Raw genomic sequence first — 13,214 nt, 5'->3', positions numbered from 1 at the left:
CACCGGGCGCGTCGATCGGCGGACGACATCGACCGACCCGACAATCGCGCCGCCCACCTGCGCAGATCCACTGCGTGTGAGAATTCCCCCCCGGGCCACAAATGAGCAAAATCCGTTACGAGTGGCTGATGTCAATACCCTGTCACATGTTCACACCCGCATCCAATGACGGCGGGTGATAGGCTGACCCGAGCCCGATTGCAACCAATTCGGCATGGGGGAGAACATGCGCTACACACGGCTCGGCGGCAATGGTCCGCAAATACGAGCCATCGGCCTCGGCTGCATGGGGATGTCCTGGGGATACGACGAGGACGGGCGCGACGACGCCCATTCCGTCGCCGTCATTCACCGGGCGATCGAGCTGGGCTGCAACCTTCTCGACACGGCGGACCTGTACGGCCCGTTCACCAACGAACGCCTCGTCGGCCGGGCGCTGCGCGGGCGCCGGGACCAGGTCGTGCTGGCGACCAAGGGCGGCCTGCTGGCCGACGGCGGCCGGACGGTGCACCGCAACGGACGCCCCGAACACCTGCGGGCGGCGTGCGAGGCGAGCCTGCTCAGGCTGGGTGTGGACCATGTGGACCTCTACCAGCTGCACCGCGTCGACCCGGCCGTTCCGATCGAGGAGAGCTGGGGGACGCTGGCCGAGCTGGTGACCGAGGGCAAGGCCCGGATGATCGGGTTGTCCGAGGTGTCGGTCGACGAGATCAGGCGGGCCGAAAAGATCCACCCGGTCGCGAGCGTCCAGTCGGAGCTGTCCCTGTGGACACGCGAGCCGCTGGATTCGGTGCTGCCGTACTGCACGGAGCAACAGATCACATTTCTGCCGTTCGCGCCGCTCGGCCGCGGATTCCTCACCGGCCGTTTCGCCGGCACCGCCGACCTGCCGGTCCGGGACGGTCGGCGCAACCTGCCACGTTTCCAACCGGATACAATTTCCGCAAATCAGGAAATCGCCCGGCGAGTTGTTCGTATCAGTTCCGAAATGGGTTCGACACCTGCGCAGGTGGCGCTCGCCTGGCTACTGGCGCTCGCCGACAACGTGGTTCCCATTCCGGGCACGAAGACGCTCAGTCATTTGGAAGACAACATGGCTGCGGATTCGATCACGCTGACCGCGGACGCGCGTTCGGCACTCGACGCCCTCCCCGAGCCGGTGGGCACCAGGTACTGAGCCGGCACAGATTCCGCGACGCAATTCGAGGACGGTTGCCGCCCCACCTCATCGGGGCGCAACGTCGCTCAGTATCGACCGCCGACCGCCGGCGGCAGGGCGTGAGCCGGGCCCGTACGTCAGCGGTGAGCACCACCGACGCCGCGTCGGCGTTCTCCGTCAGGTGCGGCAGGGTCCGGACGGAACGGGCGGTCGCCGGACCGGGACCAGCACGTCCCGGGACAGCAGGCCGGAACGGGCACCCCGCCGGTCAGCCCGCCGCCCCGATCGGGCCGGGCCGCCGGTCGGCAGCCTCGGGCCGGCCGCCCGGAGCGTGCCGAGCAGTGCGCCGCCGTCGGCGAGCAGCACCGCCTCGGCGTCGTCCACGAAGGCGAGGTCCGCCTCGACGTGCCGACTCGCCGCGGTGAGCAGCAGACCGACCACGGGATCCTCGGCGCGGCGGCGCAACCCGTCGAGGTTGCGCAGCTCGCGCATCAGGTGCCCGCGCTGGTTGCCGAGCACCGCCCGGACGGTGGCCGGCTGCCCGGAGCGGGCCGCGGCGGTCACCTTGAGGAAGAAGTCGTCCCGGAAGCCGCCGCTGCGCGGGCTGGGCTCACCGAGCCACCGGTCGAGCTCGGTCCGGCCCGCCGGGGTGATCTCGTAGACCACCCGGTCGGGCTTCACCGTCTGGGCCTGCCGCTCGGCGACCACCAGGCCGCGTTGGTGCTGGTCGCCGCCCTCGTGGCGGCAACCGGCGTGCTGGTCACCTGCGTCGCCGCGCTGCTGCCGGCCGCGCTGCTGCCGGCCGCGCTGCTGCGGCGGATACCGACGGCACGACTACTAGCAGAGGAGTGACGATGGAGTCGACGGGGGGCAGCACGCTGCGGATCTCCGGGCTGGTCCGGCAGTTCCGCACGGGCGCCGAACGACTGACCGCGATCGACGACGTGACGCTGGACATCGCCGCCGGGTCGGTGGTGGCGCTGACCGGGGCGAGCGGCTCCGGCAAGTCCACGCTGCTGCACATGATCGGCGCCATCGAACAGGCCGACCGGGGCACCGTGACGGTCGACGACGTGGAGGTCACCGGCCTGCGCCGGGCCGCCCTCGCCCGCTACCGGCAGCGGGTCGGGTTCGTCTTCCAGCGCTACCACCTGCTGCCCGCGCTGACCGCCCTGGACAACGTGATCGCGCCGGTGCTGCCGCGACGCGGCCGGGGCGACCACGTCACCCGGGCCCGGGAACTGCTCGACGCGGTCGGCCTCGCCGGGCGTGAGCGGGCCCTGCCGGCGCAGCTCTCCGGCGGCCAGCAGCAGCGGGTCGCCATCGCCCGGGCGCTGATGGGCGCGCCCGGGCTGCTGCTGGCCGACGAACCCACCGGCAACCTCGACTCGACCACCGGCGCGCAGATTCTCGACCTGCTGCTGGACCTGCGCGACCGGCACGGCATGACGATCCTGCTGGCCACCCACGAACGGTCCATCGCCGCCCGGTGCGACCGGCTGGTCCGACTCAACGACGGACGGGTCGTGGAGGACGTCGACCTCACCGACGGCGAGGACGCCGCCGACACCTTCGACCGGGCCACCCGGCTGCACCTCTGAACGGCGGGATGCCCGGCCGCGAGCCCTGAGCGCGCGGCCGGGCCGACCCGTCAGGCGGTCGGGCTGGCGGCGCGTACGTGCTCGGCGATCCGCTCGGCGACGCTTCGGGCGGTCGCCTCGGTGGCGGCCTCCACCATCACCCGCACCAGCGGCTCGGTGCCGGACGGGCGCAGCAGCACCCGGCCGGTCTCGCCCAGCTCGGCCTCGGCGCGCTCCACCTCGGCCCGTACCTCGGGGGCGCTGGCGCCGACGGTGCGGTCACCGACCGGCACGTTGATCAGCACCTGCGGCAGCTTCGTCACGACCGAGGCCAGCTCGGCCAGCGACTTGCCGGTGGCGGCGAGCCGCGACATCAGGTGCAGCCCGGTGAGCACGCCGTCGCCGGTGGTGGCGTACGCCGGCATGACGATGTGACCGCTCTGCTCGCCGCCGAGGGCGAGGCCGGAGGCGCGCAGCTCCTCCAGGACGTACCGGTCGCCGACCTTGGTCTCGATCAGCCGGATGCCCTCCGCGGACATCGCCAGGCGCAGGCCGAGGTTGCTCATCACGGTCGCGACCAGGGTGTCCTGGGCGAGCGTGCCGGCCTCCCGCATGGCGAGGGCGAGGATCGCCATCACCTGGTCGCCGTCGACCTCGTCACCGTCGGCGGTCACCGCGACGCACCGGTCGGCGTCGCCGTCGTGCGCGATGCCCAGGTGGGCGCCGTGCTCGACGACGGCGGCGCGCAGCCCGTCGATGTGGTTGGAACCGCAGTCGTCGTTGATGTTGAGCCCGTCCGGCTCGGCGTGGATGGCGATCACCTCGGCGCCCGCCTCCCGGTACGCCACGGGGGCCACCTCGGCGGCGGCGCCGTTGGCGCAGTCCACCACCACCTTGATCCCGTCCAGCCGGTGCGGCACCGTGCCGACCAGGTGCTGCACGTAGTGGTCGGCGCCGTCGAGCAGGTCGTGCACCCGACCGACACCGGCGCCGATCGGCCGGTCCCAGGCGGTGGTGGCGTTCGCCTCGACGGCCGCCTCGATCCGCATCTCGATCTCGTCCGGCAGCTTGTGCCCGCCGGCGGCGAAGAGCTTGATCCCGTTGTCCGGCATCGGGTTGTGCGAGGCGGAGAGCATCACACCGAGGTCGGCCTTGGCCTCCGCGGTGAGGAAGGCGACCGCCGGGGTCGGCAGCACGCCGACCCGGACCACGTTGGCCCCGGCGCTGGTGAGCCCGGCGACCACGGCCGCCTCCAGCATCTCGCCGCTGGCCCGGGTGTCCCGGCCGACCACGGCGAGCGGGGGATGCGTCTTGTCCGACTCGGCCAGCGTGTGCGCGGCGGCCACCGCCACCGCCAGCGCCAACTCGGGGGTGAGATCCGCGTTCGCCCGCCCGCGTACGCCGTCCGTGCCGAACAACCGGCCCATACCCGCCAACCTCCGATGAAAGGGTCCCAGGGGAAACGGCGAACGCCGGGCCACCTCCCGTGTGGGGAGGCGATCCCGGCCGTCCGTCAGAAGTACAACGTGTCGCTGATGATCAGCGCTTCGAGTACTGAGGAGCCTTACGGGCCTTCTTGAGGCCGTACTTCTTGCTCTCCTTGACCCGGGCGTCCCGGGTCAGGAAGCCGGCCTTCTTCAGGGCCGGGCGGTCGTCCGGCTCGTTGACGATCAGCGCCCGGGCGATGGCCAGCCGCAGCGCACCGGCCTGGCCGGTGGTGCCGCCGCCGCGCAGGTTGGCGATGACGTCGAACGCCTCGGGCTTCTCGGCGGTGACCAGCGGGTCCTTGATGAGCTGCTGGTGCACCTTGCTCGGGAAGTAGGCCTCGAGGTCCCGGCCGTTGCAGGTGATCTTGCCGCTGCCGGGGACGATGCGCACCCGGACGATGGCCTCCTTGCGCCGACCCACGGTCTGGATCGGGCGGTCACCACGAGGCGCGCGGGCGACGGGCGCCGGCGCCTCGGTGGCCTCGGGGGCGACCTCGGTCTCGGTGATGTCGGTCATGCTGCTTCCTTCGCCCGCGCTCACTGCGCGATCTGCTTGATCTCGAACGGCACCGGCTGCTGCGCGCCGTGCGGGTGCTCGGCACCGGCGTAGACCTTCAGCTTCTTGATGAGCTGACGGCCGAGCTTGTTGTGCGGGAGCATGCCCTTGACAGCCAGCTCGATGGCCCGCTCGGGACGCTTGGTCAGCAGCTCGTCGTAGCCGACCTGCTTCAGACCACCCGGGTAACCGGAGTGGCGGTAGGCAATCTTGGTCTGACGCTTGTTGCCGGTCAGCGCAACCTTGCCCGCGTTCACGATGACGACGAAGTCGCCCGTGTCGACGTGCGGCGCGAAAGTCGGCTTGTGCTTGCCGCGCAGCAGCGTGGCGGCGTGGGTGGCCAGGCGGCCCAGCACGACATCAGAGGCGTCGATAACGTGCCACTGACGCTCGATCTCACCCGGCTTCGGGCTGTACGTACGCACAGGTCTACCTTGTCTCGTCGTCGGTCTGGGGTCGCGCGCCGAGGTGACCAGGCGCGCACGAACGACCAAGCGTACCTGATGCGGCACGCCTCTGGATGTCGTACAACAGCAGGCAACGATACCCGGCGCCCCGTCGGCAGGTCAAAACGGGGGGTCACCCAGCGTGGCTTGCGACGTGACGATGGTACAGGTCACACCCCGGCCAGCCGGCGCGGGCCCGGGCGCAGGTACACCGCCCAGGTCAGGGCGAAGCAGAGCGCGTACCAGCCGATGAAGGCCAGGTACGCCGCCTCGGCGTTGCCGGAGGTCAGGAACGACTGCCGGAAGGCGATGTTGACCAGCACCCCGCCGGACGCGCCGACCGCCCCGGCGATGCCGATCAGTGCCCCGGAGAGCCGGCGGGCCCGCCGGTCGGCCGCCTCGGGGTCACCGGTCAGCTCCCCCTCCGCCACCGCCCGGGCCCGGAAGATCGCCGGGATCATCTTGTACGTCGACCCGTTGCCGATCCCGGAGAAGACGAAGAGCGCCAGGAACCCGGTCAGGTAGAGCGGGAACGACCGCTCCCGGGCGGCGTACAGCACCAGCCCGGCGCCCAGGGCCATCGCCACGAAGTTGGCGAAGGTGACCCGGGCCCCGCCGAGCCGGTCGGCCAGCTGCCCGCCGAGCGGCCGGATCAGCGACCCGACCAGCGGGCCGAGGAAGGTCAGCCAGGCGGCGTCGACCGGCGTCGGGAAGCGCTCGGCGAACTGGAGCTGGAGCACCTGCCCGAAGGCGAAGCCGAAGCCGATGAAAGAGCCGAAGGTGCCGATGTAGAGCAGCGACATCACCCAGGTGTGCGGGTCCCGGGCCGCCTCGCGCAGCGCGCCCGGCTCGTTGCGCGCGCCGGGAAGGTTGTCCAGCCAGCGCGCCGCGGCCAGCGCGGCCAGCACGATCAGCGGCAGGTAGACCGCCGGCACCAGCCGGGGGTACGCCGCCCCCGCGGTAGCCAGCACGGCGAGCCCGACCAGCTGCACCGCCGGTACGCCGAGGTTGCCCCCACCGGCGTTGAGCCCCAGCGCGCGGCCCTTGAGCCGGTCCGGGAAGAAGAGGTTGATGTTCGCCATCGAGGAGGCGAAGTTGCCCCCGCCGACCCCGGTCAGGCAGGCCAGCACCATCAGCGTGCTGTACGACACTCCCGGCTCCAGCAGCACCGTCATCGGCACCGCCGGCACCAGCAGCATCAGCGCGCTGACGATGGTCCAGTTCCGGCCGCCGAAGCGGGCCACCGCCAGCGTGTAGGGCAGCCGCAACACCGCGCCCAACGCGGCCGGCACGGCGGTGAGCAGGAACTTCCCCGCCGGGTCGATGCCGTACGCGGGACCGAGAAAGAGCACGGTGACCGACCAGAGGCTCCACACGGAGAACCCGACGTGCTCGGCGAAGATCGACACCCAGAGGTTACGGCGGGCGATCGCCGCCCCGGTCGTACGCCAGAACGTCGGGTCCTCGGGGCGCCAGTCGTCGATCCGGTGCCGGCGCCCGGCGGCGGCCGTGGGGTCGGCGGGGGCTGTTGTCGTGGGGGCGAGCGTGCTCACGGCGGCTCCTCCTGGTCGATGTGACGTCCAGGAGGTTAGGAACGGCCGGTTACCCGACGGTGCCTGTCGCGGGTCGTTCCGGAAACGGAGATCGCACGTCGGCCGTCGGGCGGTGGTGAGGCGGTCAGAGCTGCTGCAGGATGCGCAACGCCCGCCCCACCCGCTGCATGGTCTCGGTGTCGGCGACGTCGACGCACTCGGTGAACCACTTCTTCATCGGCGAGGAGAGCCGGTCGGGCATCACCACGTACCCGCCCATCGGCACGGCGAGCGGGGAGTCCCGCAGCAGCGCCGTCTCGACCACCTCGGCCACCATCACGATCGGCACGTCCGTGCAGTTGTAGACGTCGGTGCTGATCACCAGCCCGAGCCGTTCCCGGGCGCCCTCGATCCGCCAGATCTCGCCCCTACGCAGCACGCGGACGTCCGCCGAAGAGCGCATCGTCGACCATGCCGACCTCCCGGGCGTCGGCGAGCGCGGCGGTCTCCAGGTCGAGCCCCGCCCGGCCGACCGCGGCGGCGTGCGCGGTGAAGACCTCGCGCAGCGCCTTCTCCCGGGCCGCCTGGTCCATCCAGGCGGAGAGCGACAGCCCCTCGCGCTTGGCGAACCGGCGCGCCTCCTCGATCGTCTCGTCGGAGAACGACAGTGTCACCTTGGCAGTCATGCCGCCGATACTACCCCTTGGTATGACCACCAGTCATCCCACTCCGCGCCGGTCAGCCAACGACCCAAAACCCCCGCCCCTCGAGCGCACTTTCAGAGAAAGGGTGGCTATTCCGCCTCGGATGGCCACGCTTTCTCTGAAAGTGCGCGGACCTCGGCGGGACGCGGTCAGGCGGTGGGGCGGGTGCCGCCGAAGACGGCGAAGCGCCACGCCTTGAAGAAGCAGTCGACGTCGACCAGGCCGGCCTCGGTGAGCCAGCGGCACTGGGCGTCCACCGGGGCCGGGCGGTCGTGCCGCATCCGCTCCCGGGCGGCGGCCAGCTCCGCGTCGTCGGACCCGAGCGCGGCGGCCTGGGCCACCCAGACCTCGTCGTAGCGGCGGTCCAGCGCGGGGGTCGGGCCGGCGACCTGTTCGGCGTTGACGAACACCCCGCCGGGCGTCAGCGCCTCGGCGCGCGCCGGTAGAGGGCGCGCTTGCCGTCGTCGTCGAGGTGGTGGACGGCCAGGGCGGAGACCACCGCGTCGTACCGGCCGGCGGGGAGCGGGTCGGCCAGGTCGGCGACCACCGTCCGGTGCGGCACGCCCCGGGCGGCCAACGCGTCGGCGGCCACCGCCAGCATCCGCGGGGCACCGTCGAGCAGGGTCACCCGGACCCCGGGCAGCGCCGCGGTGAGCAGCAGCGAGAGCAGCCCGGTGCCCGCGCCCAGGTCCAGCACCTCGGGGGTACGCCCCGCGGCCAGCGCGGCCCGCAGCGGCACGGCCGCCACCTCCACCGCCGTGCCGTAGAAGTCGTCGAAGCGTGGCACCAGGCGCCGTCGGGCCTGGTCGTAGCTGCCGGCCACCGCGTCGAACGCCGCCGTCACGCTCATCGTCGCCTCCCATATTTCAGGATGGTTGTCCCACATCATAGACCCACCGACCGGCCGGCTGCCCGCGTGCGGTGTGAGGCGCTCTTGACAGGACCGAAACAGACGGGACCCGGACCGGAAACCGCCCCCCGGCACGCTTCACTGGCATGACAGACCGTGCCCGCTCCGCGACCCGATCGGGGGGCGACCCCCGACAGGCGGAGACGCACTGCCCGTACTGCGCCCTGCAGTGCGGAATGGTCCTGCGCGAGACCGGCGGGCGGGTGGAAGTGCTCCCCCGCCAGTTCCCCACCAACCGGGGCGGGCTGTGCCAGAAGGGCTGGACCGCCGCCGAGCTGCTGGACCACCCGGACCGGCTGACCACCCCGCTGGTACGCGACCCGGCCACCGGCGAGCTGCGCCCGGCGACCTGGGCGGCCGCGCTCGACCGGATCGCCGCCGGCATCCGCGCCGTCCAGACGGGATACGGCCGGGACGCGGTCGCGGTCTTCGGCGGCGGCGGGCTCACCAACGAGAAGGCGTACGCGCTCGGCAAGTTCGCCCGGGTGGCGCTGCGTACCCGGCACATCGACTACAACGGCCGGTGGTGCATGTCCTCGGCCGCCGCGGCCGGGATCCGCGCCTTCGGCGTCGACCGGGGGCTGCCCTTCCCGCTGGCCGACCTCGGCCGGGCGGAGACCCTGCTGCTGGTCGGCGCCAACCCGGCGGAGACCATGCCGCCGCTGATGCGCCACCTGGCCGACCAGCGGGAACGCGGCGGACGCCTGATCGTGGTCGACCCCCGGGTCACCGCCACCGCCCGCCAGGCCGACCTGCACCTGCAACCGCTGCCCGGCACCGACCTCGCGGTGGCCAACGCGCTGCTGCACGTCGCGCTCACCGAGGGCCTCATCGACCGGGACTATGTCGCCGCCCGGACCACCGGCTTCGACGAGGTACGCCGCACCGTGGCCGGCTACTGGCCGGCGGAGGTGGAACGGCTCTCCGGAGTGCCGGTGGCCGATCTGGAGGCGACGGCCCGCGCGCTGGGCACCGCCGGCAGCGCGATCATCCTCACCGCCAGGGGCGCGGAACAGCACGCCAAGGGCGTCGACACGGTCAGCGCCTTCGTGAACCTGGCGCTCGCCCTCGGCCTGCCCGGCCGCCCCGGCTCGGGCTACGGCTGCCTGACCGGCCAGGGCAACGGCCAGGGCGGCCGGGAACACGGGCAGAAGGCCGACCAGCTGCCCGGGTACCGGAAGATCGACGACCCGGCGGCCCGGGAGCACGTGGCGGGCGTGTGGGGCATCGACCCCGAGGACCTGCCCGGGCCGGGCGTGCCGGCGTACCAGCTGCTGGAGTCGCTCGGCACCCCGGGCGGCCCTCGGGCGCTGCTGGTCTTCGGCTCCAACCCGGTGGTCTCCGCGCCCCGGGCGGCCCGGATCGAATCCCGGCTGCGCGGGCTCGACCTGCTGGTGGTGGCCGACTTCCTGCTCTCCGAGACGGCCGCCCTCGCCGACGTGGTGCTGCCCGTCGCGCAGTGGGCCGAGGAGGACGGCACGATGACCAACCTGGAGGGTCGGGTGCTGCGCCGCCGGGCGCTGCGCGAGCCGCCGCCCGGGGTCCGGACCGACCTGGCGGTCCTCGCCGAGCTGGCCGACCGGCTGGACGCCCCGGCGTCCTTCCCGACCGACCCGGCCGAGGTCTTCACCGAGCTGCGCCGGGCCTCGGCCGGCGGCGTCGCCGACTACGCCGGGGTGAGCTGGGAGCGGATCGAGGCCGACGAGGGCGTCTTCTGGCCCTGCCCCGACCCGGCCGGGCCGGACACGCCCCGGCTCTTCGCCGACTCGTTCGCCACCCCGGACGGCCGGGCCCGGTTCCAGCCGGTGACCCACCGGCCGGCCGCCGAACCGGTCTGCGCCGACTATCCGCTGCACTTCACCACCGGCCGGGTGCTCGCCCAGTACCAGTCCGGCACCCAGACCCGGCGGGTCGCCGCGCTGCGCCGGGCCGCCCCCCGGCGGCTTCGTCGAGCTGCACCCGGACCTGGCCGACCGGCTCGGGGTGGTTGACGGCGAGGAGGTGCGGGTCGCCTCCCGCCGGGGCGAGCTGCGGGCGCCGGCCCGGCTCACCCCGACGATCCGGCCGGACACCGTCTTCGCGCCGTTCCACTGGGGCGGCGCGCCCGGGCCAACTCCGTGACCAGTGACGCGACGGACCCGGTCTCCGGGATGCCCGAATTCAAGATCTGCGCCGTACGGGTGGAGAAGGCATGAACGTGGTCATCGTGGGATACGGCATGGCCGGGTCCCGGCTCGCCGCCGAACTGCACGCCCGGGACGGGGACCTGAAGGTCGTCGTGCTCGGGGCGGAGCCGCACCGGGCGTACAACCGGATCATGCTCTCCACCCTGCTGGCGGGGAAGGTCGCCGAGCCGGACGTGGAGCTGGCCGAGGTGGCCGGGCAGGGCGTCGACGTGCGTACCGGCGTGCAGGTGACCGCGATCGACCGGGACGCCGGCGTGGTCCACACCGACGACGGCGACCGGATCCCGTACGACCACCTGGTGCTCGCCACCGGCAGCCGGGCCATCGTGCCGCCGCTGCCCGGCCTGGACCCGGCCGACCTGCCGGAGCGGGTGGTCCCGTTCCGCACGCTGGACGACTGCCGGCGGATCCTCGCCGCCGCCGAGGGCGCCCGCAGCGCCCTGGTGCTCGGCGGCGGGCTGCTCGGGCTGGAGGCGGCGCGCGGGCTCGCCGCCCGAGGCTCGACGTCGGCGTGGTGCACCCGGTGCCGTACCTGATGGAACGCCAGCTCGACCCGACCGGCGCGGCCGTGCTGGCCGGCACCCTCGCCGGCCTCGGGGTGACCACCCACCTGGCCGTCGCGGCCACCCGGGTGGCGGCGGACGCCGGCGGAGTCCGCCTCGACCTGGCCGACGGCCGGTCGCTCTCCGCCGACCTGCTGGTCCTCTCCTGCGGGGTACGCCCCGACACCGCGCTGGCCGCCGCGGCCGGCCTGAGCGTGGAGCGGGGCGTGGTGGTCGACGACCAGCTCCGCACCGCCGACCCCCGGATCTCGGCGATCGGCGACTGCGCCCAGCACGACGGCACGCTGAGCGGGCTGGTCGCGCCGGCCTGGGCGCAGGCCCGGGTGCTGGCCCAGGCGCTCACCGGCGAGGACCCGGCCGCCCGGTACCGGCCCCGGCCGGTGGTGACCCGGCTCAAGGCGGCCGGCATCGACCTCGCGGCGATGGGCGACCCCGCCGGTGGCCCGGGCGAGGAGCTGACCTTCGCCGACCCGGCCCGGGGCACGTACGCCCGGCTGCGCATCCACGAGGAACGGCTGACCGCCGCGATCCTGCTCGGGGACAACCCGTCGGTCGGCACGGTGGTGCAGCTCTTCGACCGGGGCGCGCCGGTGCCGGCCGACCGGCGGTCGCTGCTGCTGGGCCGTGCGCTGGGCGGCACCGCGGCGGCGCCGGCGGAGTCCCCGGCGCTGATGCCGGACGCGGCCACCGTCTGCCAGTGCAACGACGTGCGCAAGGGCGCGCTGGTCGCCTGCTGGCGGGCCGGGGCCCGGACGGTGGACGAGGTGGTGGCGACGACCCGGGCCGCCACCGGCTGCGGCGGCTGCCGGGACGCGGTTGCCGGCATCGTCGACTGGCTGTCCGAGGCGGATTCGGTGGGGGCGACCCGATGACCGGACGGAAAGCGATCCACGGAACTGACGTGACGGACCGCGAGGAGGTGACGCGATGACCGGCGGACGATTGGTCGTCGTCGGCAACGGCATGGTCGGACAACGGTTCGTCGAGGCGCTGCGCGCCCGCGACCACGACCGGCGGTGGCGGGTGACGGTGCTCGCCGAGGAACACCGGGCGGCGTACGACCGGGTGCGGCTCTCGGCGTTCTTCGACGGGGTGGGTGCCGACGAGCTGAACCTGCACACCCCCGACGACGGGGTCGACCTGCGCCTCGGCGAGGCCGTCACCGGCGTCGACCGGGAGCGCCGGGTGGTGACCACCGCGGCCGGCGAGCACCCGTACGACGCGCTGGTGCTGGCCACCGGGTCGTACCCGTTCGTGCCGCCGGTGGACGGCGCGGCGTTGCCCGGGGTCTTCGTCTACCGCACCCTGGACGACCTGGAGGCGATCCGGGCGCACGCCCGGGGTCGGCGTACCGGCGCGGTGATCGGCGGCGGCCTGCTCGGCCTGGAGGCGGCCAACGCCCTGCGCCTGCTCGACCTGGCCACCCACGTCGTCGAGTTCGCGCCCCGGCTGATGCCGGTGCAGGTCGACGAGGCGGGCGGCGCGATGCTGCGCCGCTACGTCGAGGAGTTGGGGGTCACCACCCATCTCGGGGTGGCCACCACCGCGCTGCGCCCCGGCCCGGACGGCGTCGTGGCCGGGCTGGAGCTCTCCGACGGCAGCACGGTCGACGCGGAACTGGTGGTGGTGGCCGCCGGCATCCGCCCCCGCGACGAGCTGGCCCGGGCGGCCGGGCTGGCGCTGGGCCCGCGCGGCGGGGTGCTGGTCGACGCGACCTGCCGCAGCGACGACGAGCGGATCTGGGCGGTGGGCGAGTGCGCGGCGGTCGACGGCACCTGCCACGGCCTGGTCGCCCCCGGGTACGCGATGGCCGAGGTCGTCGCCGACCGGCTGCTCGGCGGGTCGGCGACCTTCCCCGGGGCCGACACCGCCACCAAGCTCAAGCTGCTCGGCGTGGACGTGGCCTCCTTCGGCGACGCGCACGGCACGACCCCGGGCTGCCTGGACGTGACCTTCACCGACCCGGCCACCCGGTCGTACGCGAAGCTGGTCCTCTCCGACGACGCGCAGACGCTGCTCGGCGGCGTGCTGGTCGGGGATGCGAGCGCCTACCCCACGCTGCGGGCCAGCGTCGGCGGGCCGCTGCCCGCT

The 13,214-nt window shown here is 73.6% G+C and carries 13 protein-coding genes and 2 pseudogenes; 6 read left to right on the top strand and 9 right to left on the bottom strand.

The window, feature by feature from the left end:
- The first annotated feature begins 214 nt into the window (after positions 1–214).
- On the top strand, positions 215–1,177 hold the full coding sequence (locus JNW89_RS12575) for an aldo/keto reductase (protein ID WP_238449064.1): 963 nt from the start codon (positions 215–217) through the stop codon (positions 1,175–1,177).
- A 159-nt stretch (positions 1,178–1,336) separates the two neighbouring features.
- Here JNW89_RS12575 and JNW89_RS12570 read toward each other — a convergent pair whose 3' ends face one another.
- Positions 1,337–1,867 (bottom strand): hypothetical protein, encoded by a 531-nt coding sequence (locus JNW89_RS12570; protein ID WP_238449063.1) that lies wholly within the window; start codon positions 1,865–1,867, stop codon positions 1,337–1,339.
- 9 nt (positions 1,868–1,876) lie between these two features.
- Here JNW89_RS12570 and JNW89_RS36710 point away from each other — a divergent pair, with 9 nt between their 5' ends.
- Both JNW89_RS36710 and JNW89_RS12565 read left to right on the top strand, forming a co-directional pair.
- Complete coding sequence (locus tag JNW89_RS36710; RefSeq protein WP_255540745.1) at positions 1,877–2,011, top strand: hypothetical protein; 135 nt, start codon at positions 1,877–1,879, stop codon at positions 2,009–2,011.
- A gap of 2 nt (positions 2,012–2,013) precedes the next feature.
- Positions 2,014–2,760: an ABC transporter ATP-binding protein gene (locus tag JNW89_RS12565; protein ID WP_238449062.1), complete on the top strand. Its 747-nt coding sequence runs from the start codon at positions 2,014–2,016 to the stop codon at positions 2,758–2,760.
- A gap of 50 nt (positions 2,761–2,810) precedes the next feature.
- On the opposite strand, the gene glmM is transcribed toward JNW89_RS12565, so the two are convergent.
- The 8 genes from glmM to JNW89_RS12525 all read right to left on the bottom strand — a co-directional run bounded on the left by glmM (position 2,811) and on the right by JNW89_RS12525 (position 8,314).
- Positions 2,811–4,166: a phosphoglucosamine mutase gene (gene glmM, locus JNW89_RS12560; RefSeq protein ID WP_238449061.1), complete on the bottom strand. Its 1,356-nt coding sequence runs from the start codon at positions 4,164–4,166 to the stop codon at positions 2,811–2,813.
- Between the two features lie 112 nt (positions 4,167–4,278).
- Positions 4,279–4,743, bottom strand: a complete 465-nt coding sequence (rpsI, locus tag JNW89_RS12555; RefSeq protein ID WP_088998399.1) for a 30S ribosomal protein S9 — start codon at positions 4,741–4,743, stop codon at positions 4,279–4,281.
- A 20-nt stretch (positions 4,744–4,763) separates the two neighbouring features.
- Entirely contained in the window at positions 4,764–5,207 is a 444-nt protein-coding gene (gene rplM, locus JNW89_RS12550; RefSeq protein ID WP_154941857.1) for a 50S ribosomal protein L13, read from the bottom strand.
- A gap of 191 nt (positions 5,208–5,398) precedes the next feature.
- On the bottom strand, positions 5,399–6,781 hold the full coding sequence (locus JNW89_RS12545) for an MFS transporter (RefSeq protein ID WP_375155086.1): 1,383 nt from the start codon (positions 6,779–6,781) through the stop codon (positions 5,399–5,401).
- 124 nt (positions 6,782–6,905) lie between these two features.
- Complete coding sequence (locus JNW89_RS12540) at positions 6,906–7,223, bottom strand: hypothetical protein (RefSeq protein WP_238449060.1); 318 nt, start codon at positions 7,221–7,223, stop codon at positions 6,906–6,908.
- A complete protein-coding gene (locus tag JNW89_RS12535) occupies positions 7,189–7,446 on the bottom strand; it encodes a DUF6364 family protein (RefSeq protein WP_154941856.1) in 258 nt (85 codons plus the stop codon). Before JNW89_RS12535 ends, JNW89_RS12540 begins: the two co-directional genes overlap by 35 nt.
- Before the next feature lie 167 nt (positions 7,447–7,613).
- Entirely contained in the window at positions 7,614–7,874 is a 261-nt protein-coding gene (locus JNW89_RS12530) for a hypothetical protein (protein WP_238449059.1), read from the bottom strand.
- 11 nt (positions 7,875–7,885) lie between these two features.
- Positions 7,886–8,314: a class I SAM-dependent methyltransferase gene (locus JNW89_RS12525; RefSeq protein WP_238449058.1), complete on the bottom strand. Its 429-nt coding sequence runs from the start codon at positions 8,312–8,314 to the stop codon at positions 7,886–7,888.
- A gap of 146 nt (positions 8,315–8,460) precedes the next feature.
- Between JNW89_RS12525 and JNW89_RS12520 the strand changes: the two are divergent.
- The 3 genes and pseudogenes from JNW89_RS12520 to JNW89_RS12510 form a co-directional block, all read left to right on the top strand.
- Positions 8,461–10,569: pseudogene (locus JNW89_RS12520) on the top strand (molybdopterin oxidoreductase family protein).
- Positions 10,566–11,995: pseudogene (locus JNW89_RS12515) on the top strand (FAD-dependent oxidoreductase). The pseudogenes JNW89_RS12520 and JNW89_RS12515 overlap by 4 nt, the downstream one beginning before the upstream one ends.
- Before the next feature lie 55 nt (positions 11,996–12,050).
- The coding region (locus JNW89_RS12510) for an NAD(P)/FAD-dependent oxidoreductase (protein WP_238449057.1) at positions 12,051–13,214 on the top strand (1,164 nt) is incomplete at its 3' end.

The sequence above is a fragment of the Micromonospora sp. 4G55 genome (assembly GCF_016803375.1).
The sequence above is the reverse complement of the archived record's forward strand: the minus strand, read 5'-3'. Positions and strand labels throughout refer to the sequence as shown.

What these genes read in the sequence shown, in the direction of transcription:
- glmM (WP_238449061.1), bottom strand. Translation starts at nt 4,166, where the DNA reads ATGGGCCGGTTGTTCGGCACGGACGGCGTACGCGGGCGGGCGAACGCG.
- JNW89_RS12575 (WP_238449064.1), top strand. Translation starts at nt 215, where the DNA reads ATGGGGGAGAACATGCGCTACACACGGCTCGGCGGCAATGGTCCGCAA.
- JNW89_RS12565 (WP_238449062.1), top strand. Translation starts at nt 2,014, where the DNA reads ATGGAGTCGACGGGGGGCAGCACGCTGCGGATCTCCGGGCTGGTCCGG.
- JNW89_RS12540 (WP_238449060.1), bottom strand. Translation starts at nt 7,223, where the DNA reads ATGCGCTCTTCGGCGGACGTCCGCGTGCTGCGTAGGGGCGAGATCTGG.
- JNW89_RS12535 (WP_154941856.1), bottom strand. Translation starts at nt 7,446, where the DNA reads ATGACTGCCAAGGTGACACTGTCGTTCTCCGACGAGACGATCGAGGAG.
- JNW89_RS12525 (WP_238449058.1), bottom strand. Translation starts at nt 8,314, where the DNA reads ATGAGCGTGACGGCGGCGTTCGACGCGGTGGCCGGCAGCTACGACCAG.
- rpsI (WP_088998399.1), bottom strand. Translation starts at nt 4,743, where the DNA reads ATGACCGACATCACCGAGACCGAGGTCGCCCCCGAGGCCACCGAGGCG.